This is a genomic window from Microbacterium sp. UBA3486, assembly GCF_002377845.1.
Taxonomy (GTDB): Bacteria; Actinomycetota; Actinomycetes; order Actinomycetales; family Microbacteriaceae; genus Microbacterium; species Microbacterium maritypicum_A.
Genome location: NZ_DFQP01000107.1, coordinates 75,531 through 99,980 on the forward strand (window position 1 = coordinate 75,531; position 24,450 = coordinate 99,980).

Annotated in this window: 21 protein-coding genes; 7 read left to right on the top strand and 14 right to left on the bottom strand. The window is 67.9% G+C overall.

Annotation, left to right across the window (positions count from 1 at the left end; all coding sequences use genetic code 11):
• Positions 1 to 19: 19 nt before the first annotated feature.
• The 5 genes from B2869_RS17120 to B2869_RS17140 form a co-directional block, all read right to left on the bottom strand.
• The gene (locus tag B2869_RS17120; RefSeq protein WP_021199332.1) at positions 20 to 1,789 is read right to left on the bottom strand and encodes a peptidoglycan D,D-transpeptidase FtsI family protein; all 1,770 of its coding nucleotides are present in this window, start codon (positions 1,787 to 1,789) and stop codon (positions 20 to 22) included.
• Between the two features lie 25 nt (positions 1,790 to 1,814).
• A complete protein-coding gene (locus tag B2869_RS17125) occupies positions 1,815 to 2,378 on the bottom strand; it encodes a hypothetical protein (protein WP_021199331.1) in 564 nt (187 codons plus the stop codon).
• Positions 2,375 to 3,313: a 16S rRNA (cytosine(1402)-N(4))-methyltransferase RsmH gene (gene rsmH / locus B2869_RS17130; RefSeq protein ID WP_021199330.1), complete on the bottom strand. Its 939-nt coding sequence runs from the start codon at positions 3,311 to 3,313 to the stop codon at positions 2,375 to 2,377. Before rsmH ends, B2869_RS17125 begins: the two co-directional genes overlap by 4 nt.
• Positions 3,314 to 3,415: 102 nt before the next feature.
• Positions 3,416 to 3,847, bottom strand: a complete 432-nt coding sequence (gene mraZ, locus B2869_RS17135) for a division/cell wall cluster transcriptional repressor MraZ (RefSeq protein WP_017830220.1) — start codon at positions 3,845 to 3,847, stop codon at positions 3,416 to 3,418.
• A gap of 272 nt (positions 3,848 to 4,119) precedes the next feature.
• Positions 4,120 to 4,494 carry a DUF3040 domain-containing protein gene (locus B2869_RS17140; protein WP_021199329.1) on the bottom strand — a complete coding sequence of 125 codons (375 nt, stop codon included), beginning with the start codon at positions 4,492 to 4,494 and terminating at the stop codon, positions 4,120 to 4,122.
• Positions 4,495 to 4,591: 97 nt separating this feature from the next.
• On the opposite strand from B2869_RS17140, the gene B2869_RS17145 reads away from it, so the two are divergent.
• Positions 4,592 to 5,680, top strand: coding sequence for a polyprenyl synthetase family protein (locus B2869_RS17145; RefSeq protein ID WP_292769200.1), 1,089 nt, complete (start codon positions 4,592 to 4,594; stop codon positions 5,678 to 5,680).
• A gap of 9 nt (positions 5,681 to 5,689) precedes the next feature.
• Here B2869_RS17145 and B2869_RS17150 read toward each other — a convergent pair whose 3' ends face one another.
• Entirely contained in the window at positions 5,690 to 6,049 is a 360-nt protein-coding gene (locus tag B2869_RS17150) for an Rv2175c family DNA-binding protein (protein ID WP_349678067.1), read from the bottom strand.
• 129 nt (positions 6,050 to 6,178) lie between these two features.
• Between B2869_RS17150 and B2869_RS17155 the strand changes: the two genes are divergently transcribed.
• Positions 6,179 to 7,369, top strand: coding sequence for a lytic transglycosylase (locus B2869_RS17155; protein WP_292769203.1), 1,191 nt, complete (start codon positions 6,179 to 6,181; stop codon positions 7,367 to 7,369).
• A 78-nt stretch (positions 7,370 to 7,447) separates the two neighbouring features.
• Positions 7,448 to 9,394, top strand: coding sequence for a Stk1 family PASTA domain-containing Ser/Thr kinase (gene pknB, locus B2869_RS17160; protein WP_292769206.1), 1,947 nt, complete (start codon positions 7,448 to 7,450; stop codon positions 9,392 to 9,394).
• 106 nt (positions 9,395 to 9,500) lie between these two features.
• Here the strand turns inward: pknB and B2869_RS17165 are convergent, their stop codons facing one another.
• Complete coding sequence (locus tag B2869_RS17165; RefSeq protein WP_017830214.1) at positions 9,501 to 10,841, bottom strand: class II 3-deoxy-7-phosphoheptulonate synthase; 1,341 nt, start codon at positions 10,839 to 10,841, stop codon at positions 9,501 to 9,503.
• A gap of 47 nt (positions 10,842 to 10,888) precedes the next feature.
• The gene (locus tag B2869_RS17170) at positions 10,889 to 11,578 is read right to left on the bottom strand and encodes a lysophospholipid acyltransferase family protein (protein WP_021199324.1); all 690 of its coding nucleotides are present in this window, start codon (positions 11,576 to 11,578) and stop codon (positions 10,889 to 10,891) included.
• Between the two features lie 151 nt (positions 11,579 to 11,729).
• On the opposite strand from B2869_RS17170, the gene B2869_RS17175 reads away from it, so the two are divergent.
• Positions 11,730 to 13,562: an AMP-dependent synthetase/ligase gene (locus tag B2869_RS17175; protein ID WP_021199323.1), complete on the top strand. Its 1,833-nt coding sequence runs from the start codon at positions 11,730 to 11,732 to the stop codon at positions 13,560 to 13,562.
• 61 nt (positions 13,563 to 13,623) lie between these two features.
• On the opposite strand, the gene def is transcribed toward B2869_RS17175, so the two are convergent.
• The 3 genes from def to B2869_RS17190 all read right to left on the bottom strand — a co-directional run bounded on the left by def (position 13,624) and on the right by B2869_RS17190 (position 19,455).
• Entirely contained in the window at positions 13,624 to 14,115 is a 492-nt protein-coding gene (def, locus tag B2869_RS17180; RefSeq protein WP_292769211.1) for a peptide deformylase, read from the bottom strand.
• A 70-nt stretch (positions 14,116 to 14,185) separates the two neighbouring features.
• A complete protein-coding gene (locus B2869_RS17185) occupies positions 14,186 to 15,982 on the bottom strand; it encodes a MinD/ParA family ATP-binding protein (RefSeq protein ID WP_292769214.1) in 1,797 nt (598 codons plus the stop codon).
• A gap of 65 nt (positions 15,983 to 16,047) precedes the next feature.
• Complete coding sequence (locus B2869_RS17190; RefSeq protein ID WP_292769217.1) at positions 16,048 to 19,455, bottom strand: pyruvate carboxylase; 3,408 nt, start codon at positions 19,453 to 19,455, stop codon at positions 16,048 to 16,050.
• A 93-nt stretch (positions 19,456 to 19,548) separates the two neighbouring features.
• On the opposite strand from B2869_RS17190, the gene B2869_RS17195 reads away from it, so the two are divergent.
• A complete protein-coding gene (locus B2869_RS17195) occupies positions 19,549 to 20,361 on the top strand; it encodes a ParA family protein (protein ID WP_029258366.1) in 813 nt (270 codons plus the stop codon).
• Between the two features lie 69 nt (positions 20,362 to 20,430).
• Here the strand turns inward: B2869_RS17195 and B2869_RS17200 are convergent, their stop codons facing one another.
• From B2869_RS17200 to B2869_RS17210, 3 genes are all read right to left on the bottom strand, one after another.
• Positions 20,431 to 20,976, bottom strand: coding sequence for a MerR family transcriptional regulator (locus tag B2869_RS17200; RefSeq protein ID WP_021199318.1), 546 nt, complete (start codon positions 20,974 to 20,976; stop codon positions 20,431 to 20,433).
• Between the two features lie 100 nt (positions 20,977 to 21,076).
• The gene (locus B2869_RS17205; RefSeq protein WP_292769222.1) at positions 21,077 to 21,763 is read right to left on the bottom strand and encodes a MerR family transcriptional regulator; all 687 of its coding nucleotides are present in this window, start codon (positions 21,761 to 21,763) and stop codon (positions 21,077 to 21,079) included.
• Positions 21,763 to 22,248 (bottom strand): FHA domain-containing protein, encoded by a 486-nt coding sequence (locus tag B2869_RS17210; protein ID WP_029258367.1) that lies wholly within the window; start codon positions 22,246 to 22,248, stop codon positions 21,763 to 21,765. Before B2869_RS17210 ends, B2869_RS17205 begins: the two co-directional genes overlap by 1 nt.
• A 100-nt stretch (positions 22,249 to 22,348) precedes the next feature.
• Here B2869_RS17210 and B2869_RS17215 point away from each other — a divergent pair, with 100 nt between their 5' ends.
• Complete coding sequence (locus B2869_RS17215) at positions 22,349 to 22,999, top strand: copper resistance CopC family protein (RefSeq protein WP_292769225.1); 651 nt, start codon at positions 22,349 to 22,351, stop codon at positions 22,997 to 22,999.
• A gap of 9 nt (positions 23,000 to 23,008) precedes the next feature.
• Positions 23,009 to 24,406 carry a dihydrolipoyl dehydrogenase gene (gene lpdA, locus B2869_RS17220; RefSeq protein WP_029258369.1) on the top strand — a complete coding sequence of 466 codons (1,398 nt, stop codon included), beginning with the start codon at positions 23,009 to 23,011 and terminating at the stop codon, positions 24,404 to 24,406.
• The last annotated feature ends 44 nt before the right edge of the window (positions 24,407 to 24,450 follow it).

Sequence of the window (24,450 nt, forward strand, 5' to 3'; positions counted from 1 at the left end):
CATGCGCGGCTCTCGCCGACTATCCGAACTTGGGGAGGAGCTCGTCCATCGGGACAGAGGACGGCATCACGCGATACGTTTTCATCACCTGCGTCATCGCCTTCTGGAAGGCGGATGCGGTGGCCGCGGACGATACAACCTTAGTCGGCTCGTCGAGGGTGACCACGACGACGTACTGCGGATCGTCGACCGGCGCGAAGCCCACCATGCTGGTGTAGTACACGCCGGCCTTGTAACCGCCGTTGCCGTCCGACACCTGGGCCGTACCCGTCTTGCTGGTCACGCGGTAGCCGGGAACCTGGATGCGCTCGGCGTTGCCGCCCTGCACTGCGACGTTCTCCAGCATGCGAGTGAGCTCCGCTGCCGTCTGCTCCTTGATGATCTGCTCGCGCTTCGGGTCGGCTGGCGCGGTCACGGTGCCGTCCGCGGCGGTGCACGACTCGACGAGCGAGAGGTCGATCTTCTCGCCGCCGTTCGCGATCGCCTGGTAGGCGCCGGCGAGCTGGGCTGCCGTCACGGTGAAGTACTGCCCGAACGTCGTCGTGTAGAGCGACTGGTTGTCCCAGTCGCTGACCGGGTGCAGGATCCCTCCGACCTCCGAGGGGAAGTCGAGCGTCTTGTCCCCCACCCCGAAGCGCTGGAGGTAGTCGTAGCGCACATCGGGGCTCACCATGGTGCCGAACTTCGACAGGGCGACGTTCGACGAGTCGATGAGGCCCCCGGCGAGCGTGTAGTTGTACGCCGGGTGGGTGAACGCGTCGTTCACGACGGCGCCGTTCGGGAACTTCTCCCGAGAGGCCGCGCTCACCGTGCTGAGCGGGGTCAGGCCCGCACCTTCGATGGCGGCAGCCGCGGTGACGGCCTTGAACGTCGATCCGGGCTCGAAATCGTGGTGGAAGATCTGACTGGCCCTGGTCGCCGGTGTCGACGCATCGAGATCGTTCGGGTCCAGCGCGGGCCACTCGGCCGCGGCGCGGATCTTGCCCGTCTTGACCTCGACGACCGTGACTGTCCCGCCCTTGGCGCCCTGCGCCTGTGCCTCTTCGGCGATCATCTGCTGCAGGTACCAGTTGAGGTCGCTGTTGATGGTCAGCTGCACGGATCCGCCGTTCACGGCATCGACGGTGCGCTCGCTGCCGGGGATCACGACGCCGTCCTTGCCCTTGCGGTAGGTCTCCTCGCCGTCGATGGGCGCCAGGCAGGAGTCGTCGAGCTTCTCCACACCGGCCTGCGCCTCACCCGAGCTGTCGAGGAAGCCGAGGATGTTTCCGGCGACCGCGCCGTTCGGGTATACGCGTGTCTCTCGCGCCTTCAGCGACAGGTACGAACCGACTCCGAGATCCCGCAGCGCCATGTACTGCTCCGTGTTCAAGCCCTTCTTGAGAGGCGCGTACTGGCTGTCGGGGTTCTCGGCGAGGGCATTCGAGACCAGAGCCCGCACCTCGTCGCCGGTCTGGCCGGTGATGGCGGCGATCTTGTCGGAGGCCTCGGCCCACGGCAGCTTCGGCTTCTTCTCCTCGACGAGCATGATGACCTGCGGGCTGAGCTGCGCGTCGTAGACCATCACACTGGAAGCGAGCACCGTGCCGCCGGAGTCGACGATCGACCCGCGCTGGCCCGGAATCGCCGAACTCGCACCGAGGTGCTCGAGGGACTCGGAGACGTGCTCGTCAGCGCTGACCACCTGGATGTCGACGAGGCGCACCACGAACGCGACCAGCACCGAGAGGATGACGGCGAGAGCGACGACGGTGCGTCGCCGCGGGCCGCGGGTGGCTCGTGTCGTCATGGGATCTCTCCGTCGCTCGTGGGTGTCAGTGCGTCGTGGGGCTGGGGAGGCCGTCGGTGATCGACGGCGGAAGGTCCTGGGTGGGCTGATCGGTCGCCGTCCCCTCCTCGGTCTCCGCCGGAGGGGGCGGCGGTTCCACGATGAGGGAGTTGCTCACGGCGCCGACACCGGCGGGATTGACGGTCGATGTCCAGTCGGCCCCCGCACCGGTGCCGAAGACGGCACCGTCGCTGAGACGCAGATACGACGGCGAGCCGGCGACCACCATCCCGAGTCCGGCTGCATTGCTCGCGAGCACCTGGGGCGAGCTGACTCCGGTGAGTTCCTCCTGGAGCGCGTGGGTCTGGAGATTCAGTTCGCGCTGCTGCGACGAGAGGCTCGCGAGCGTGAACGAGTCCTGGGTGATGGCGAGCGACAGCGCGATCTGGGCGGCACCGATCGCGAGCGCACCACCGAGCGCGACCAGGGCGTAGGCCAGCTTCGGCTTGCGCCGCACCGCCGGTCGGGTCACCGGGTGCAGCTTCCGCTGCGGCGTCCTCTCCGGGGCGACCGGCTGCACCGGCTTCCGGACGACGGCATTCAGGCTCATGCGCTCTCCCGCAGCTTCTCGGCGGCGCGCAGGCGCACCGGGATCGCCCGCGGGTTGCGCGCGCGTTCTTCGTCGTCGGCCAACTCGGCGCCCTTGGTCAGGATGCGGAAGCGCGGAGCGTGTTCGGGGAGCTCGACCGGGAGCCCGGCAGGAGCGGTCGAGGCGGAGGCCGCAGCGAACGCCTGCTTCACGAGACGATCCTCCAGCGACTGGTACGACATCACGACGATGCGCCCGCCGACTGCGAGCGCGTCCATCGCCGACGGGATCGCGTCGGCGAGCACGTTGAGCTCGGTGTTCACCTCGATGCGCAGCGCCTGGAAGACGCGCTTGGCCGGGTGGCCCGCGCGCTGGGCAGCCGCAGGTGTGGCGGCGATCAGGATCTCGACGAGTTCACCCGACCGCGTGATCGGCTGCTTCTGCCGCGCGTCGATGATGAACCGTGCATACCGACCGGCGAGCTTCTCCTCGCCGTAGCGCTCGAAGATGCGGCGGAGATTGCCTTCGCTGTAGGTCGCGATGACCTCTGCGGCCGTGACGCCCTTGGTCTGATCCATCCGCATGTCCAGCGGGGCATCCTTCGAATAGGCGAAGCCGCGGTCGGCTTCGTCCAGCTGCAGAGACGAGACGCCGAGATCGAAGAGGATGCCGGCTGCGCCCTGGGCGTGCAGTCCGATCTCGTCGTACACCGTGTGCACGAGCGTGACGCGGTCCTTGAAGCGGGCGAGCCGCTCCCCCGCGATGCGCAGCGCATCGGTGTCGCGGTCGAGTCCGACCAGACGGATGTTCGGGAAGCGTTCGAGCAGCGCCTCGGAGTGACCGCCCATGCCGAGGGTGGCATCGACGAGCACCGCTCCGTCCGCCTGGAGGGCGGGAGCGAGCAGCTCGACACAGCGGTCGAGCAGTACTGGGGTGTGGATGTCTCGGAGGTTCATGATCTTTCTCGGGGCGACCTTCGGCTCTGATCCCCCTCCGCTTCTCGACCCGGCACCGGGGAAGTGTGTCGGGGCGGGAGCGGCGGGGCATCACAGCCGTGGTCAGAAGAGTCCCGGAATCACCTCCTGCTCGAGGTCGGAGTAGGTCTCCTCGCCGGCGGCGAGGTAGGCGTTCCAGCTCTCGGCATCCCAGATCTCGGCGTGGGCGCCGACTCCGGTGACGATGAGTTCCTTCTGCAGGCCTGCGTACTGACGCAGGTGCGCCGGGATGGTGATGCGGTTCTGGCTGTCTGGCATCTCCGCGCTGGCTCCGGAGAGGAACAGTCGCATGAAGTCACGCGCCTGCTTGTTCGCGAGCGGCGCCTGACGGATCCGCTCGTGCATCGCCTCGAACTCGGCCGTGCTGAACACGTAGAGGCACCGTTCCTGGCCTCGGGTGACGACGATGCCGCCGCCGAGGTCTTCGCGGAACTTCGCAGGAAGGATGACCCGTCCTTTGTCGTCCAGCTTCGGTGAGTGCGTACCCAGCAACATCGGCCACCACCCCCTCTGCGTCCGGCCAACTCGAGGTGCGCCCCACTTTACTCCACTTTCCTCCACATACCTACGACCAATCCATCGGGAATCAGGGTCTATGCCGACAAGCGCGCCGAACAACCCCGGAATTCCGGGGTGGAGGAAGGTGGAGGGCGAGTGGAGGGCGAGTGGGGGACGGACACGGTGAGCCGGCCTGCCGCGAACGCGGTCAAACGACAGAAGCCCGGATGCTCAGCATCCGGGCTTCTGTCGTGAAGTGTGTGGGGAGGTCAGTGACCGTCCTGGCGGCGATCCCATCGGTCGTTCATCCGATCCATGAAGGAGGCGGATTCCTGCCGCTTCGGAGCGGAACGCTCACGGGACGCGGTCGCGGTGGTGCGTCGCACAGGCGTGACGGCGACCATGACACCGGCGAGCATCGCGGCGAATCCGACGACACCGACGACGATGCCCCAGACGCCACCGAGAATCACTCCGGCGACCAGACCGCCGACACCGGCGAGCAGGAGAAGTGCTCCGTAGACGAGATTTCGGTAGCTCAATGCTCGATCGCCGGACGGCGCGGTCACGACGTCGGCATCGTTGTGGAGGAGATGGCGTTCCATCTCGTCGAGCAGACGCTGCTCCTGTTCGGAGAGTGGCATTTCGTCCCCCTCGGGTATCGTGCCTCCCATTCTACGCGCGCCGAGGCGTCCGGGGCTAGCAGTTCGACGTCCCCTTGCTTTACGTATGCTGGGAGTCGTGCCGTCCTCCTCCCCCGTCCCCGACGCCGTCGCCACGCACCTCGCACGCTTCCTCGCACGGATGCGTGAGGAAGCCTCGGACTACGGCCCTGACGCGGCAGCATTCCTGGACGCCGCCGCCGGCACGCTCGAGGGCGGCAAGCGCCTTCGAGCCCGCTTCTGCCATGCGGGGTGGCGGGCCGTCGCGAAGTTCGATGACCGCGACGCGACGGAGACCGATGCGCTGTGGGACATGTGCACCGCACTGGAGATCTTTCAGTCGGCCGCGCTCGTCCACGACGATCTGATCGACAACTCCGATACCCGCCGCGGTCGCCCTGCCGCGCATCGTGCGCTCGAGACGTCTCATCGCGCGGCCGGGTGGTCCGGAGATGCAGAGCAGTTCGGAAGGGCGTCCGCGATCCTCCTCGGCGACCTGCTCGTCGCGTGGAGCGATGACCTTCTGGAATCCGCACTCGAGGGACAGCCGCATGCGCGAGCCGTGCGCTCCGAGTACGCGCGGATGCGAAGGGATGTGACCACCGGCCAGTTCCTGGACATCGCAGAGGAGTCGGCCTGGAGCGTGAACGACGGAAGTCTCCACGCCGAGAGGGCCCTGCGCGTGGCATCCCTCAAGTCCGCCAGATACAGCATCGAGCAGCCGCTCGTCCTGGGTGGCGCTTTCGGCGGAGCCCACGAGGACCAGGTCGCCGCGCTGCGGCGCTTCGGCCATCCGATCGGCCTGGCCTTCCAGCTCCGCGACGACGTGCTCGGCGTGTTCGGCGACGCATCCGTCACCGGCAAGCCGGCGGGCGACGACCTTCGGGAGGGCAAGCGCACGGTGTTGATCGCCCTCACCCGACAGTCGCTCGATGCCTCCGCACGGAATCTCCTGGACGAGATGCTCGGCGACCCCGCCCTGACATCCCCGCAGGTATCGTTCCTGCAAGCCACGATCACTGCTTCGGGCGCGCTGGAACAGGTCGAGGCGATGATCGCCGACTATGCCCTCGAAGCCGATCGTGCGCTGTCGGGCGCCCGGCTCGACAACGCCGCCGTCGGCGAGTTGCGCGATCTCGCACGCGCGGCCACCGTGCGCGCGTCCTGACGGGATTCGTCAGGCGAGAGTGCGCGCGAGACGCCGGACCGAGCTCTTGTGCCCGGCCAGCAGGGCGGCGATCGGCGAGCGACCCAGGCTTTCCTCCTCGGCGAGCAGCCAGTCGATCAGCTCGTCGTCGGTGAAACCGGCGTCCTGCAGGACGATCACTGTTCCGCGCAGAGAACTCAGCGGGTGGCCGTCGACGATGAACACCGAGGGCACAGCGAACGTCCCGTTGCGACGCGACCCCACGAGGTAGTGCTCATCGATCAGACGACGCACTCGGCCGAGGGGTTCGTCGAGCACCTCGACGAGGTCGGGCATCGTCAACCACTCGACATCGGGAGCGGCAGGGGATCCAGCAACGTTCTCAGACACGTTGCCACTATCTCACCTCCGCCTGGCCGACGCATATCGACCCACCAGTCACATCTGTCACTTGCGTCACTTCTGTTGACTTCTGTTTACATCCGTGTCAGCGTGAAAAACTCGAAAAGGGGGCAAGCCTTGACAGTCAAGACCGCCACGCGTCGAACGCGACACCTGCCTATCGGAGTGCCTGCGGCGGTGCTCGGAGCCCTGGCGACCACGCTCACGGCGACGCCGGCCCATGCGGCTTCTCCGTCGGATGCTGCCGCCGTCGAGCGTCCACGTCTTCTCCCCGCACGCGCGGTGCCCACCGAGGCCGCTCCACCGAGCTACGTCGTCCGCCCGGGCGACACCGTCTCCGCCATCGCCACGCGCTTCGGTCTTCGAGCGGTCGACGTCCTGGCCTGGAACGGCCTCTCCTGGCGTTCCGTGATCTACCCGGGCCAGACCCTGACGCTCCTGCCTGCGACCCCCGCTGCCATGCCCGCCGCCGCGCCGGCGCCCCCGGCCTCGGCCACGCATCAGGTCGTCGCCGGCGACACCGTCTACGCCATCGCGCAGCGATACGGCACCACCGTCGACGCCGTCCTGTCGGCGAACGGTCTCACGCGCGCTTCGATCATCCTTCCCGGTCAGAGCCTCGTCGTCGCCGGCACCGCAGCACCGGCAGCCGCGCCGACACCGGCAGTTGTCCCCGCAGTCGCTCCCGCATCCGCCGCGACGCACACCGTCGTGGCCGGAGACACGCTGTTCGGCATCGCGCAGAAGTACGGCACCACGACGCAGACGCTGTACGCCGCGAACGGCCTCGGCCCCTCGTCGATCATCTATCCCGGCCAGACACTCTCTCTGCAGGCGACGCCGGTAGCGGCTCCCGCCCCCACCACCGCTTCCGCCTCGGCCGGCGGCCAGCAGACGGCGACGCTCACCGCGGAACAGGCTGCGAACGCTGCGCTCATCATCCGCGTCGGTCGCGAGCTCGGCGTCTCGGACCGGGCCATCGCCATCGCCCTCGCGACGGGGATGGTCGAGTCCGGGCTGCGCAACCTCGACTGGGGCGACCGTGACTCGCTCGGCATCTTCCAGCAGCGCCCCAGCACCGGGTGGGGAACGCCCGCGCAGATCATGGACGCCGAGCGGAGCACACGCGTGTTCTACGGAGGGCAGGCCGACCCCAACGGGCAGGTGACGCGCGGGCTCCTGGACATCCCGGGCTGGGAGGGCATGCCCTTCACCGAGGCGGCCCAGGCGGTGCAGATCTCCGCCTATCCGGACAAGTACGGCCAGTGGGAGACGCAAGCCTATGCCTGGCTCGCTCTGCACGGCTGACGACATCCGGGAAAACCCGAAGGCCCGAGGGGTGAGCCGCTCCCCTGTCTTTCAGGCAGTTCTCCATAGAATTCTGACGTGACGACCAATCAGCAGGCCGACCCCCTCATCGGGCGGCTTGTCGACGGCCGCTACCGGGTGCGTGCCCGCATCGCCCGCGGCGGGATGGCGACCGTGTACGTCGCAACCGACCTCCGCCTGGAGCGGCGCATCGCCCTCAAGGTGATGCACGCGCACCTCAGCGACGACTCCGCCTTCCAGAGCCGGTTCATCCAGGAGGCCAGAGCCGCTGCCCGGCTGGCGGACCCCCACGTCGTGAACGTGTTCGACCAGGGCCAGGACGGCGAGCTGGCCTACCTCGTGATGGAGTATCTGCCCGGCATCACGCTGCGCGAGCTCCTCCGCGAGCAGAAGCGCCTCACGATCCCGCAGACCATCACCATCATGGATGCGATCCTGGCCGGTCTCTCGGCCGCGCATCGTGCCGGGATCGTGCACCGCGACGTGAAGCCCGAGAACGTCCTCCTCGCCGAAGACGGTCGCATAAAGATCGGCGACTTCGGGCTCGCGCGAGCGACCACCGCGAACACCGCGACCGGACAGCAGCTGCTCGGGACGATCGCCTACCTCGCCCCCGAACTCGTCACCCGCGGAACCGCCGACGCCCGCAGCGACATCTACGCCCTCGGCATCATGCTGTACGAGATGCTCGTGGGTGAGCAGCCCTACAAGGGCGAGCAGCCCATGCAGATCGCTTTCCAGCACGCCACGGAATCGGTGCCCCGACCGAGCGTGCGCAACCCCGCCGTGCCGGAGCAGCTCGACGAACTCGTGCTCTGGGCAACGGAGAAGTCGCCGGACGACCGACCCGACGACGCGCAGCAGATGCTCGAGCGCCTGCGGGAGATCGAACGAGACCTCGGCATCGCCCCGACTGCGGCCAGAGCCACCGCGCCGCAGCACAGCCAAGGCGACTCGGGTGACCTCACCAAGGTGATGCCGGGAACGATGGTCATCGCCGACCCCACGGCTCCGGCACCCGCCGCCCTCGACAACGCGACCCTCCTGCGACGACGAGCGTCCAAACGCCGCGCGCGCGGGGCGTTCCTCCTCACTCTCGTGCTGCTGCTGGCGGTGCTCGCCGGCGGGGTCGGCTGGTGGTTCGGTTCCGGACCCGGCTCTCTCATCGCCGTGCCCGCGGTCGCCGGAGGCACATACGACGCCGCCGCGGCGACGCTCACGGACGCCGGATTCGCGCCGTCGCAGAAGGACGAATTCTCGATCGACATCCCCGCGGGGACCGTCATCGAGACCGATCCGGAAGAGGGGGCGCGACTCGAAAAGGGCGCCTCGGTCACGGTGATCGTCTCCGCGGGGCCGGCGACGCACACGCTCGACCCGTTGAACGGCCGCGCCGAGCAGGATGCGCGCGACTACCTCACCGGTCTCAAGGTCAACGTCACGGACAAATCTCTCCTGCTCTTCTCCGATGCCGACGCCGGCATCGTCATCAACGCGTACGTCACACCGCGGGCCGGCGGGGACGCCTACATCTGCGGGGACGGCTGCGAGGTCTTCGAGGACGACACGGTGGAGCTCTACGTCTCCGCCGGCGACTTCCCCGACGTCGCGGGTATGTCGGTCGGCGAGGCCACCTCCACCCTCACGGACAAGGGCCTCACCGTGACGGAGGACCCGCAGTACACCTTCAGCGACAGCGTCGCCAAGGACGTGGTCATCGGAGTGGCCGATCGTGCGGAAGAAGGCAATTGGCGGCCGGGCGACAGCGTGCAGCTCATCGTCTCCAAAGGCCCGGAGCTGTTCCCCGTGCCGGATGTCTCGGGCAAAACCTTGAACGAGGCCAAGAAGATCCTCTCCGACAAGGGGTTCAAGTCGACCTATGCCGCCTGGGGCGATCTGCCGGGCTTCGCGGAGATGGCCAAGGTCACGGGGCAGGATCCCGGCCCGGACAAGTCGCTCCCCCGTGGAGGCACCGTGAACCTCTCGATTCAGCTCAGCGGCTGAGCGCTCCGTCGGCGAACGTCCGTGAGACGTCATGAGCAACGAGAAGGCCGCCCTCCCCGTCTTCCGGGGGGGCGGCCTTCCTCGTCTGCGTCTCAGCGCTTATGTCTCAGCGCTTCTCGAGCTCCTCGGCCACCAGGAAGGCGAGCTCCAGCGACTGCATATGGTTCAGTCGCGGGTCGCACAGGCTCTCGTAGCGCGTGGCCAGCGCGGCCTCGTCGATCTGCTCCGACCCACCGAGGCACTCGGTGACGTCGTCGCCGGTGAGCTCGACGTGGATGCCGCCGGGGAAGGTGCCGACCGCGCGGTGCGCTTCGAAGAAGCCCCGCACCTCGTCGACGACGTCGTCGAAGCGACGGGTCTTGTAGCCGGTCGGCGTGGTGATGCCGTTGCCGTGCATCGGGTCGGTGACCCACAGCGGCTGCGCGCCGGAATCGCGGACCGCCTCGAGCAACGGCGGCAGTGCGTCACGGATCTTGCCCGCACCCATGCGGGTGATGAACGTCAGGCGTCCGGGCTCGCGTTCGGGATCGAGCTTGTCGATCAGCGCGAGCGCGGTGTCGGGCGACGTCGTCGGTCCGAGCTTCACGCCGATGGGGTTGCGGATCTTGGAGAAGTAGTCGACGTGTGCGCCATCGAGCTCGCGCGTGCGCTCTCCGATCCACAGGAAGTGCGCAGAGGTGTTGTACGGCGTGTCCGTGCGCGAGTCGATGCGCGTCATCGGGCGCTCGTAGTCCATCAGCAGACCCTCGTGCCCCGTGAAGAACTCGACGCGCTTGAGCTCATCGAAGTCCGCTCCTGCAGCCTCCATGAACTTGATCGCGCGGTCGATCTCCGCGGCCATGCGCTCGTAGCGCTGGTTGGCAGGGTTCTGCGCGAAGCCCTTGTTCCACGAGTGCACCTCGCGGAGATCGGCGAAACCACCCTGGGTGAACGCGCGGATCAGGTTGAGGGTCGACGCCGCCGTGTGGTAGCCCTGGAGCAAGCGACCGGGGTCGGCGGTGCGGGACCCCTCGGTGAAGTCGTAGCCGTTCACGATGTCACCGCGGTAGGCGGGCAGAGTGACGTCACCGCGGGTCTCGGAGTCGCTAGAGCGCGGTTTCGCGAACTGACCCGCCATCCGGCCCATCTTGACGATGGGCATCGAGGCGCCGTACGTGAGCACGACAGCCATCTGCAGCACCGTCTTGATGCGGTTGCGGATCTGTTCGGCGGTCGCCCCGGCGAAGGTCTCGGCGCAGTCACCACCCTGGAGGAGGAACGCCTGGCCGGACGCCGCACGGGCGAGCCTGTCACGCAGGTTGTCGACCTCGCCGGCGAAGACCAGGGGCGGAAGGGTCGCGATCTGCTGGGAGACGTCGGCGACGCGGTCCGCGTCGGGCCACTGCGGCTGCTGCTTGATGGGAAGCGAGCGCCATGCATCAAGGGCTTCGATGTGGTGCGGGAGCATGCGTTCCAGCCTAGTGGTCGCGGGTACCACCCAGATCCGCGTGAGGCCTATGTGACGCGCGTGGGGAGCCGGTCCTTGACGGTCGACGCGTAGACGTCTTCGTACTTCTGCTCGCCGAGCCGCTGCAGGGCCACCATGATCTCGTCGGTGACCGAACGCAGGATGTAGCGATCGTTCTCCATGCCCGCGTAGCGCGAGAAGTCGAGGGGCTCCCCGATCACGATTCCGACGCGCACGATGCGGGGTAGCCTCCTGCCGATCGGCATCGCCGTATCGGTGTCGACCATGATCACCGGCACCACCGGGACCTTCGCCTCGAGCGCCATCCTGGCGATGCCGGTCCGACCCCGATACAGCTTTCCGTCGGGGCTTCTGGTGCCCTCGGGGTAGATGCCGAGCAGGTCGCCTCCGCCGAGCACCTGGAGTCCGGTGTTCAGCGAGGCCTCGGAAGCCTTGCCACCCGATCGATCGATGGGGATCTGTCCCGTCGCCTTCATGAAGAACTTCGTGGCCCAGCCTTTGAGGCCGCGGCCCGTGAAGTAGTCGCTCTTCGCGAGGAAAGACATCGACCGGTCGATCACCAGAGGAAGGAAGATGGAGTCGGCGAAGGAGAGGTGATTGCTCGCGAGGATCGCCGCACCGTTCGCGGGCACGTTGTTGCGCCCGACGATCCAGGGGCGGAACACCGCCTTGACCACGGGGCCGATCACCACGTACTTCATCAGCCAGTAGAACATCGTGGTGAAGTCTAGCGCCGCGCCCGGCGTCCGTGGAGTCGGCTCCTTACTCCGACCATCCACGCGACCCAGTTCCACCCGAGGCGCGACTGGGTTCCATGCCCTAGACTCAGAGGCAAGTCCGTGCCCGACCGGTACCGAAGGAGCTGCCGTGGTCCAGTTTGAAGTCCCCGCGATCGTCCCCGCCGATCCCGACGCGAACGTCGCCGACCTGCTGGTGAAGCGCGTCGAAGCCACTCCGGATCGTGCGCTGTTCTCGGTTCCGGAGGGAGAGGGGTGGCGAGACATCTCGGCCGCCGACTTCCAGACGGCCGTGACCGCCCTCGCGAAGGGCTTCGTCGCCGCCGGCATCCAGCCCGGCGAGAAGGTCGGATTCCTGGCGCGCACGACCTACGAATGGACACTCGTCGACTTCGCGCTGTTCTACGCCGGCGCCGTGATGGTGCCGATCTACGAGACCAGCTCGCCCTCTCAGATCCAGTGGATCCTCGAGGACTCCGGTGCCATCGCGCTCATCGTGGAGTCGCCCGAGCACTTCGCCCGCGTCGACGAGGTCCGTGGCGACCTCCCGCTGATCCGCGAGGTGTGGCAGCTGCACCTGGGCGCCATCGACACCCTGACCGCCCAGGGCGCCTCCGTGGCCGATGCCGAGATCGAACGCCGGCGCTCCCTTGCGGTCGGATCCGACATCGCCACGCTCATCTACACCTCCGGCTCCACGGGGCGCCCGAAGGGGTGCGTGCTCACGCACAGCAATTTCGTCGAGCTCTCCCGGAACTCCGCCAAGGCTCTGGACGAGGTCGTCCAGACACCGGGAGCCTCCACCCTTCTCTTCATCACGACTGCCCATGTGTTCGCACGGTTCATCTCGATCCTCGACGTCCACGCGGGAGTGCGCACGGGTCACCAGCCCGATACGCGCCAGCTTCTTCCGGCGCTCGGCTCGTTCAAACCGACGTTCCTCCTCGCTGTCCCCCGCGTGTTCGAGAAGGTGTACAACTCGGCGGAGCAGAAGGCCGAAGCCGGTGGCAAGGGCAAGATCTTCCGTGCCGCCGCCGACGTCGCCATCGAGCACTCCAAGCTGCTCGAAGCGGGCAAGCCGATCCCGTTCGGGATGAAGCTCAAGTTCGCCCTGTTCAACAAGCTCGTCTACAGCAAGCTCCGGGAGGCCATGGGCGGCAATGTCGTCTACGCCGTCTCGGGCTCCGCTCCCCTCGGCTCGCGGCTCGGCCATTTCTTCCACAGCCTCGGTGTGGTGATCCTCGAGGGCTACGGCCTGACGGAGACGACCGCGCCCGCCACGGTGAATCTGGCGGACAAGTCGAAGATCGGGACGGTCGGCCCCGCCCTCCCCGGCGTCGGCGTCCGCCTCGCCGACGACGGCGAGATCGAGGTGCGCGGCATCAACGTGTTCAAGGAGTACTGGAACAACCCCGAGGCGACGGCCGAGGCCTTCAGCGAGGGCGGCTGGTTCCACACCGGCGACATCGGCAGTTTCGACTCCGAGGGCTTCCTGACGATCACCGGTCGCAAGAAGGAGATCATCGTCACGGCCGGCGGCAAGAACGTCGCTCCGGCCGCGCTCGAGGACCCGATCCGCGCGAATCCGATCATCGGTCAGGTCGTGGTCGTCGGTGACCAGCGTCCGTTCATCTCGGCGCTCGTCACGCTCGATCCCGAGATGCTTCCGACCTGGCTCGCCAACAACGGCCTCGAGGCCACCATGTCGCTCGTGGACGCGTCCAAGAACGCGGCCGTCCGGGCCGAAGTGCAGCGCGCGGTCGATGCCGCCAATGCGCGCGTCTCGCGAGCCGAGTCGATCCGGAAGTTCACGATCCTCGACTCCGAGTGGACGGAGGCCTCGGGGCACCTGACCCCGAAGCTCTCGATCAAGCGGAACATCATCATGAACGACTTCGCCGACGAGATCGCCGCGATCTACGACGAGCCCGTCGCGACCACGAATGTCCCGATCGGCGGCTGACCCGATCCCCCCGATGAAGAAGGGCCCCGCACGCGCGGGGCCCTTCTTCATCTGTCCGGCGTCAGAACCAGGAGCTCTCCCGCACTTCGCGCATGGCGACCTTGCGGACCTCCGGATCGAGCCGGGTCAGGAAGAGCTTGCCGTCGAGGTGATCGGTCTCGTGCTGCAGCGCCTGAGCGAGCAGGCCGTCCCCCTCGAGCACTACGGGGTCGCCGTCGAGATCGATCCCCTCGACGCGCGCCCAGGGATGGCGCTGCGCGTCGTGCCAGAGCCCCGGGACTGAGAGACAGCCCTCCCCCGTCGGCTCCGGCTCACCGCGCACCTCGGTGAGCACCGGGTTGAGCACATAGCCGATGTCGCCGTCGATGTTGTAGCTGAAGGCACGCAGAGCGACGCCGATCTGCGGCGCCGCGACTCCCGCGCGCCCCGGCAGCTCGACGGTGTCGACGAGGTCGGCCACGAGTGCCCGGACCCCGTCGTCGATCACCTCGATCGGGGCGCAGACCGTACGCAGGACGGGGTCGCCGAAGATGCGGATCTCACGGACGGCCATCAGGCGGCCCTGGCCCGCAGGGCCCCCCCCCCCCCCCCCCCCCCGTCGCCGCGGGGGGGGGGGGGGGNNATCAGGCGGCCCTGGCCCGCAGGCCCTCGACCAGCAATGCCGCGAGTTCTCGGGCGGCGATGCGGGTCTCGGGCAGAAGGTTGGCGAACACGATCGTGCCACCCCCGGCGATCTGCGGGTCGTAGGGGACCCGCACGACACTCCGTGCACGTGTGGCGAAGTGCGCCTGCAACTCGTTCAGCCGCACGAGGGGCGTCCCGGGCGTGGACTGGTTGAGGACCACGATTGCCTCGCGCGCCTGCTCGGCATACCCGTTGGTCTCGAGCCACGTGAGGGTCTCGGATGCGAGGCGCGCCTCGTCGACGCTCAGCCCCGAGACGATGACGACCTGGTCGGCGAGATCGAGAGTTGCCGACATCACCGAGTGGACGATCCCTGTTCCCGTATCGGTGAGGACGAGCGAGTAGTAGTGCGCCGCCACGCCGGCCACGTCACGGTAGTCGCTGTCGCTGAAGGCCTCGGCGATGCGCGGGTCGGCATCGGAGGCGAGGACGTCGAGGCGTGTCGCGTCGCGCGCCACGATGGCGGAGATGTCGTGGTATCCCTTGACGTCATCGTGGATGCGGACGAGGTCGCGCACGGACTTGCGGTGATGCGGACGCACGATGCGCTCGGCGAGTGTTCCGCGATCCGGGTTGGCGTCGACGGCGATCACGCGATCTTCCCGAGCGTCGGCCAACGCCATGCCCAGCAGCGCCGTGATCGTGGTCTTGCCCACCCCGCCCTTGCGGGAGAGTACGGGCACGAAGCGCGCTCCCCCCGCGAGCGGTGCGGCGATCCGCGCGGAGAGGGCCTTGCGCTCCCGCGCACGACGGCCGTCGCCGATGTTGATGCGACGACCGGAGACGGCGTAGAGGAAGTGGCTCCATGCCCCCTCGGGCTCCGGCTTCGCGATCCGGTGCGGGTCGAGCAACCGGTCGGCGGTGAGCAGATCGGCGGACTCGCGCGAGGACTCGCCCAGATCGTCCAGGCGCTTCGAGGTGAGCGTCACGTCCGTGCGGGCCGCCGGGCGAGCCGGTTTCGCCACGACGGGCCTCTCTTCTGGGGTGGACACGGTGGTGGTCTCCTTCTCGGCGGACGCCCGCACGGCGGATGCCGGTGCAGGAGGAGTCGTCTCGATCTCGGATCGAGCCTGGGAGAGGAACCGGGCAGCCGCGGCTTCCTCTGCAGCCCGCCCCTCGGCGGAATCCAGATCGTCGGTGACCGGCTCAGAGTCCGGCTCATCGATGACGACCGCATCGACGACGACCGCATCGACGACGACATCGTCGACGGGGATCACCGGATCGAGTGCGGTCACCTCGATCACGATCCGTTCCGTGCCGGGTGCCTCATCGATGACGGGCGCCTCGTCGATCACGGGCGTCTCGTCGATCACGCCCGTGACGACGGGAGGTTCCACGGTCGACCCGACTGTGGGCTCGACGTTCGAGGAGGCCGCCGGCTCCTCCGCCGGTTCGACGACGGGTGCCGATCCGGAGACCGGCGCGGATGCGGCGGCGTTCGCCGATGGGGTCACAGGACGGGTCTGCGATTTCGGCAGCGTCTTCGTCTTCCCCTTCGTCCCGGACTTCGGGTTCTGCTCCACGGCAGGCACCTGATCGATCACGAGGTCGCCGATGACCTCGCCGTCGACGACGCCGTCGTCGGCGAGGTCATCCTCCTCGTTTCGGGGAAGGGTCACGCTGACCTGAGCGGTCCCGCCGAGGATGCCGATGCCGGCCGTGTCGAGAGACGCGGCTTCGTCGAGCACCCCCAGCGAGTTCTCCTCGGGGTCGGTGGTGTTCTTCGGTGTCACGATGTCGCTCCAAGCCTGCGCGAGCCTCGGGTGCGCACGCATGCGCGGCCCTCGCCCGCACAAGATTAGTGCGCCGGACGGATCACGACCAAAAGATCTCCGGCGTCCACCTGCTGCGTCTCGGCGATCGCGTGGCGCTCGACCACGCCGTCGACGGGGGCGGTGATGGCCGCCTCCATCTTCATCGCCTCGATGGAGGCGACGGGTTCGCCGGCCCGGACGACGGCTCCGACCTCTGCCTTCAGAGTGACGACGCCGGAGAACGGAGCCGCCACCTGACCGGGAACGGAGGTATCGGCCTTCTCGACCTCGATCGCATCGACCTTGATGGAGCGGTCCCGAACGAACACCGGGCGGAGCTGTCCGTTCAGCGTCGTCATCACGGTGCGCATCCCCTTGTCGTCCGCGTCGCCGATGGCTTCGAGCCCTACGTACAACCGCACCCCGCGATCGATCTCGATCTGATGCTCCTGGCCGGCGACGAGGCCGTACAGGTAGTCGCTCGTGTCGAGCACCGACAGGTCGCCGAACAGCTCGCGACGCTCCGCGAACTCCGCACTGGGCGCAGGGAACAGCAGCGTGTTGAGTCGCGTCCGCCGTTCGGCGCTGGTCCCACCGAGGGCTGCCTCGTCGTCTGCAGTGATCGCGGTGAGCCCCGTACGCACGGAGCGCCCGGCGAGGACCTTGGTGCGGAACGGCTCCGGCCATCCTCCGGGAAGATCGCCGAGCTCGCCGGCCATGAAGCCCACGACCGAATCGGGGACGTCGTACTTCTCGGGATGGGCTTCGAAGTCGGCAGGGTCCGCCTTCACCGCCGCGAGGTGGAGGGCGAGATCGCCGACGACCTTCGACGACGGCGTCACCTTGGGCACACGGCCGAGGATACGGTCGGCCGCGGCGTACATGTCCTCGATGAGCTCGAAGTCGTCGGCGAGGCCGAGCGCCTTGGCCTGCTGCCGGAGGTTCGACAGCTGACCGCCCGGGATCTCGTGGTGGTACACACGGCCTGTGGGACCGGGAAGCCCGGACTCGAAGGGCGCATACTGGCGACGCACCGCCTCCCAGTACGGCTCGAGGTCGGAGACGGCGTCGAGCGAGATGCCGCTGTCGCGTTCGGTATGGGCGAGGGCCGCGACCAGCGACGACAAGGACGGCTGACTCGTGGTTCCGGACAGCGGCGCCGACGCGGCGTCCACCGCATCCACGCCGGCGGCGCTGGCGGCGAGGAGAGTCGCGAGCTGACCGCCGGGGGTGTCATGCGTGTGCAGATGGACCGGCAGATCGAAGCGCTCGCGCAGCGCCGTGACGAGTGCGGCAGCGGCGGCGGGACGCAGCAGACCCGCCATGTCCTTGATCGCGATGATGTGCGCGCCGGCCTCGACGATCTGGTCCGCAAGGCCCAGGTAGTAGTCGAGGGTGTAGAGGTCCTCCGCGGGGTCGAGCAGGTCGCCGGTGTAGCAGAGCGCGACCTCGGCGATCGCGGTCCCGGTGTTGCGGACGGCCTCGATCGCCGGACGCATCTGCTCCACGTCGTTGAGTGCGTCGAAGATGCGGAAGATGTCGACGCCGCTGGCGGCGGCCTCCGCGACGAATGCCTCGGTCACAGCCGTCGGGTACGGCGTGTAGCCGACGGTGTTCCGCCCACGAAGGAGCATCTGGATCGCCACGTTGGGCAGAGCGGCACGGAGCTTGTCGAGGCGCTCCCACGGGTCTTCGCCCAGGAAGCGCAGCGCGACGTCGTAGGTCGCACCGCCCCATGCCTCGACCGAGAGGAGTCCAGGAGTGAGCCGCGCGAGATACGGTGCGGCAGCGACGAGATCCTTCGTGCGCACACGCGTCGCCAGAAGCGACTGGTGCGCGTCGCGGAACGTCGTATCGGTGATCGCCAGCGCCGTCTGCGCACGAAGGTTGCGGGCGAAGCCCTCCGGCCCCAGCTCGAGGAGCTTCTGACGCGAACCCGGCACCGGCTCAGAGGTCAGATCGATCGACGGAAGCTTGGTGACCGCGTCCACCACACCGGGGTGCACGCCGTGGGGCTTGTTCACCGTGACGTCGACCAGCCAGTTGAGGAGCTTCGTGCCGCGGTCCTTGGAGACGCGACCGCGAAGCAGCTCGGGCCGCTCGTCGATGAACGACGTGCTCACGTCGCCGGCGATGAACGCGTCGTCCTCCAGAAGCGCCTGGAGAAAGGGGATGTTGGTCGAGACGCCACGGATGCGGAACTCCGCGAGGGCTCGACGGGCACGAGCGACGGCAGCGGGGAAGTCGCGTCCGCGGCAGGTGAGCTTCGCCAGCATGGAGTCGAAGTGGGGGCTGATCTGTGCGCCCTGATGGACCGTGCCGCCGTCGAGACGGATCCCGGCGCCCCCGGGAGAGCGGTAGGTCGTGATCTTGCCGGTATCGGGGCGGAAGCCCTGCGTCGGGTCCTCCGTCGTGATCCGGCACTGCAGTGCGGCACCGCGCAGATGCAGGTTCTCCTGCTGCAGTCCCAGTTCGGCGAGGGTCTGGCCCGAGGCGATGCGCATCTGGCTCTGCACCAGGTCGACGTCGGTCACCTCTTCGGTGACCGTGTGCTCGACCTGGATGCGCGGGTTCATCTCGATGAAGACGACCTCTCCCGTGCGCTCCCCCGCGGTCTCGAGCAGGAACTCGACCGTCCCGGCGTTCTCGTACCCGATGGAGCGGGCGAAGGCGACCGCGTACCCGTGCAGAGCGGTGCGCACGCTGTCGTCGAGGTTCGGCGCCGGTGCGATCTCGACGACCTTCTGATGACGCCGCTGCACCGAGCAGTCACGTTCGAACAGGTGCACGGTCTCGCCGGTCTTGTCGGCGAGGATCTGCACCTCGATGTGGCGCGGGCGCACGACCGCCTGCTCGAGGAACATCCTGGCGTCGCCGAAGGCACTCTCGGCCTCTCGCATCGCTTCTGCCAGAGCGGGAGCGAGGTCCCCGGCCGTCTCGACACGACGCATCCCGCGGCCTCCGCCACCGGCCACGGCCTTGGCGAACAGCGGGAATCCGATCTCCTCCGCCTGGGCGACCAGCGCCTCGACGTCATCGGATGCCTCGGTGGAGCGGAGGACCGGGACACCGGCTTCGATCGCATGGCGTTTCGCCTCGACCTTGTTTCCGGCCATCTCGAGCACGTTCGATGGCGGACCGATGAACACGATGCCGTTCGCCGCCGCCTTCTCGGCGAGCTCCGGGTTCTCGGAGAGGAAACCGTATCCGGGGTAGATCGCGTCCGCCCCCGACTCGAGTGCGACGCGGATGATCTCGTCGACATTCAGGTACGCGCGCACCGGATGCCCGCGCTCACCGATCTCGTAGGCTTCATCGGCCTTGAGCCGATGGACGGAGCCGCGGTCCTCATGCGGGAACACCGCGACGGTGCGCGCTCCCACTTCGACAGCCGCACGGAAGGCACGGATCGCGATCTCGCCGCGGTTCGCCACAAGGATCTTCTGGAACATGCACACCTCTGGGAGCTCGATGCGCAGCGTTTTCGATGCGCATGGGGCGGGGCTGAGTGTTCCCCCAGCCTAGGGGAAGGTAACGTGGTCTCCGTGCACGTACTCAGCGTCAGCTCTCTCAAGGGAGGCGTCGGCAAGACGACCGTGACACTCGGGCTGGCCTCAGCGGCTTTCGCCCGAGGCGTCCGGACTCTCGTCGTCGACCTCGACCCGCAGTCCGACGTCTCCACCGGGATGGACATCCAGGTGGCCGGACGACTCAACATCGCCGACGTCCTGGCGAACCCGAAGGAGAAGGTCGTCCGTCAGGCGATCACCTCCAGCGGCTGGGCGAAGGTGCACCCGGGCACGATCGACGTGCTCATCGGCAGCCCCTCCGCGATCAACTTCGACGGTCCGCACCCGAGTGTGCGCGACGTGTGGAAGCTCGAAGAGGCCCTCGCCTCCGTCGAAGCCGACTACGACCTCGTGCTCGTCGACTGCGCGCCGTCCCTGAACGCGCTGACCCGCACGGCGTGGGCTGCGAGCGACCGTGTCATGGTCGTCACCGAACCCGGCCTCTTCTCCGTCGCCGCAGCCGACCGCGCCCTCCGCGCGATCGAGGAGATCCGGCGCGGACTCTCGCCCCGACTCCAGCCGCTCGGCATCGTGGTGAACCGCGTGCGCCCCCAGTCCATCGAGCACCAGTTCCGCATCAAGGAGCTGCGCGACATGTTCGGGCCGCTCGTGCTCTCCCCTCAGCTGCCCGAGCGCACGTCTCTGCAGCAGGCTCAGGGTGCCGCCAAGCCGCTGCACATCTGGCCCGGAGACTCCGCCCAGGAGCTCGCCGCCGACTTCGACCAGTTGCTCGACCGCATCATCCGCACCGGTCGCATCCCCGTCCCCGAGAGCGGTCAGCAGAGCTGACCCTCCCGACGCGCACAGCGAAACGGCCGCCCTCTTCGAGGACGGCCGTTTTCTGTATGACGTGAGACGTCAGGCGGAACGCTTGGTGCGACGAGCGGACAGCTCGTCGACAGGGTCCGGAGCGGTGGCATCGAAGGCGACGAGCGTCGACTCCACCTCGCGGAGCACCTTGCCGACGGCGATTCCGAAGACACCCTGACCGCGGCTGACGAGGTCGATGACCTCGTCGTTCGATGTGCAGAGGTAGACCGAGGCGCCGTCGCTCATGAGCGTGGTGCCTGCGAGATCGCGGATGCCGGCGCGACGGAGTTCCTCGACGGCGGTGCGGATCTGCTGCAGCGAGATGCCGGTGTCGAGAAGACTCTTCACGAGCTTGAGGACGAGGATGTCGCGGAAGCCGTAGAGACGCTGCGAACCCGAGCCGCTCGCGCCTCGGACGGTGGGCTCCACCAGCTCGGTGCGGGCCCAGTAGTCCAGCTGACGATAGGTGATGCCGGCGGCACGAGCAGCGACCGCACCACGGTAGCCGACCTCGTCATCCATGGCCGGAAGGCCGTCGGTGAAGAGGAGTTCGGGTACGAACCGCGGGTCGCCTGTGAGCTCATCCGCATTCATCTGAAATCCTCCCTGGAACGGTTATCTTCCACGGTAGAGCAGTGCCTGGGCACCGGCAATCACATCCGTGCCGCGGCGAAGGTGTGTCGCAATCAGTTCGTTACGAAAGCACGCGCGAGAGCGCATCCTTGACGAAGAGCGAGCGCACTTCGTCGATGCGCGTGGCGAGCTCGGGAGCGAGCTCGCTGGCTTTCGCTCGGGAGGCCGCATCGGTCCGGCGGAGCAGCGCGGACATGGCGGATTCGATGAGGGCGACCTCGCGCTCGGCGCCCTGACGCAGCGAACGAAGGTGCCGCGGCTCGATGCCGTGGCGGTCCAGGCCGACGAGACCGCGAAGCAGTGTCACCGTCGCCTCGGGGTAGCTCTCCTGAGCGGTGATGACGCCGGTGCTGATGGCGTCGTTGAGGAGCTGCGGGCCTGCTCCGGCCGCGGCGAGGAGCTCGTCGCGGCGGTACCGGCGGGGCGCCGGGGTGATCGACGGCGGGGGCACGAGAGCAGTCGCGTCTCCCCCGGCGTCGACGTCGTCGAGCTGTTCGCGGATGACGCTCAAAGGAAGGTAGTGATCACGCTGCAGCGTGAGTCCGAGCCGGAGGCGCTCGATGTCGGACGCCGAGAACTTGCGATAGCCGGAGTCGGTGCGAGAGGGCGTGACGATGCCCTGCACCTCGAGGAAGCGCAGTTTGCTGGAGGTCAGGTCGGGGAACTCCGGGGTGAGCCTTGCGAGCACCTGACCGATACTCAACAGACCCGCGGACGCAGAGCGTTCGCGGGCAGGAGAGGCCCCCATCAGGCGTTCGCCGCCGGGCGGTCGTGCGGAGAGGCGAAGAAGTTCAGACGGAACTTGCCGACGCGGAGTTCGGAACCGTCCACCAGGGTGCTGCGATCGACACGCTCGCCATTGACGTAGGTCCCGTTGAGCGAACGCTGGTCGATGATCTCGAACGTCGACCCCGTGCGCGTGATCTCCGCATGCCGGCGCGAGACCGTCACGTCGTCGAAGAAGATGTCGGCCTCGGGGTGACGGCCGACGGTCGTCACGTCGGTGTCGAGGAGGTACCGGGCTCCGGCGAGAGCGCCGGAGCGGACCAGCAGAAGCGCCGATCCCGCAGGCAGCGCGGCGATCGCCGACTGCTCGACGTCGGTGAGTTCCACTCCGAACGGCACGAACGACAGATCGGAATCGTGCCCGAACGTCTGCGTAACGTCGTGTCTCTGCTCACCGGAACGGTGGATCGCGGCTTCTCCGGCCGGTCGGCTGTCGCTGTCAGTCACTGTGCCCTCCTGGTTGTCCAGACTAACGGATGCCGAGCCGGTCGCGGGAGGCCGCTTCCACACTCAGCCGCCCCATACCGAGGATTCATAGGCTGTACTCGTGAAGACCAAAGCTCTGAGCCGCTCGGCCGCCCCGATCGCCCTCGCCGCGACCCTGCTCGCCGCCTTTCTCGTGCTCCTCTCCCCTCTCTCCGCCTCTGCGCACGACGCACTCGTATCGTCGTCGCCGGCGGCAGACGAGTCACTCGAGGTCGTTCCCGCCGCGTTGACGCTCACCTTCAACGCGAAGCTGATCGGCGGCGAAGGCGCCACCGAGGTCGTCGTGACCGATCCGTCCGGCGCCTCCATCACCGATGGTCCGGCGACCGTCGACGGCGCGATCGTCACGCAGCCCTTGACGGGCTCGGGGCCGGCCGGCGCCTACCACGTGATCTGGAAGGTCGTCTCCAGCGACGGGCACCCCACGTCGGGCGAGTACTCCTTCACCGTCACCGTCGGCGACGAAAGCGCCGCGACGACCGAACCCAGCGCCGCGCCGACCACGACGCCGCCGACGGCCGAGCAGACGGCAGCCCCCGCCCCCACGGCCACGACCGTGACGGAATCCGGCGATTCTGCCGACGGGTCCGCCTGGATCTGGGTGGTCGTGATCGTCGCCGTGCTCGTCGTCGCCGGCGTGGTCGTCTGGATCGTCATGAGCCGCCGCGGCGGAGGCCCCCGGACCGATTCCGACCCCTCGTCCGAGCGATAGGCTTAAGGCATGCCACACTACGACGTCGTCATCCTTGGTGCAGGTCCTGGCGGATACGTCGCTGCGGTTCGCAGCGCGCAGCTCGGTCTCTCCACCGCGATCATCGAGGAGAAGTACTGGGGCGGTGTCTGCCTCAACGTCGGCTGCATCCCCTCCAAGGCGCTCCTGAAGAACGCGGAACTCGCCCACACCCTGAATCACAAGGCTGATTTCTTCGGAATCTCCGGTGAGTTCACGATCGACTTCGGCAAGGCCTTCGATCGCAGCCGCGAGGTGGCCGAAGGCCGCGTCAAGGGCATCCACTTCCTCATGAAGAAGAACAAGGTGACCGAGTACAACGGTCGCGGCACCTTCACCGGCCCCAAGGCGATCTCGGTCGCCAAGGCCGACGGCACGACCGAAGAGGTCACCTTCGACAACGTCATCATCGCCACCGGCTCCAAGGTCCGCCTGCTCCCGGGCGTCACGCTCAGCGAGAACGTGGTGACCTACGAAGAGCAGATCATGACCCGTGAGCTGCCCGAGTCGATCGTCATCGTCGGCGCCGGCGCCATCGGCATGGAGTTCGCGTACGTCCTGACGAACTACGGCGTCAAGGTCACGATCATCGAGTTCCTCGACCGTGCGCTCCCCAACGAGGACGCCGACGTGTCGAAGGAGATCACGAAGCAGTACAAGAACTACGGCGTCGACATCCTCACCTCGACCAAGGTCGAGTCGGTCGTCGACAACGGCTCCTCGGTCACCGTCACCTACACCGGCAAGGACGGCCAGCAGAGCTCGATCGAAGCCGGCAAGGTCCTCATGTCGGTCGGCTTCGCCCCGAACGTCGAGGGCTTCGGGCTCGAGAACACCGGCGTGAAGCTGACCGAGCGCGGCGCGATCGACATCGATGACCACATGCGCACCAACGTCGACGGCATCTACGCGATCGGCGATGTGACGGCCAAGCTGCAGCTCGCCCACGTGGCGGAGGCGCAGGGCGTCGTCGCCGCCGAGACCATCGGCGGAGCCGAGACCCAGACGCTCGGCGACTACCGCATGATGCCGCGCGCGACGTTCTGCTCCCCGCAGGTCGCGTCGTTCGGTCTCACGGAGCAGCAGGCCAAGGACGAGGGGCGCGAGATCAAGGTCGCGACCTTCCCGTTCATGGCGAACGGCAAGGCACATGGCCTGGGCGAGCCGGTCGGCTTCGTCAAGCTGATCGCTGATGCCGAGCACCTCGAGCTCATCGGCGCCCACATGATCGGCCCCGACGTCTCCGAGCTCCTCCCCGAGCTGACGCTGGCCCAGAAGTGGGACCTGACGGCTCTCGAGCTGGCCCGCAACGTGCACACCCACCCGACGCTGTCGGAGGCGCTGCAGGAGGGCTTCCACGGCCTCGCCGGTCACATGATCAACTTCTGATCGATACTCCTCACGAAGGCCCGGTCCGCCGACAGCGGATCGGG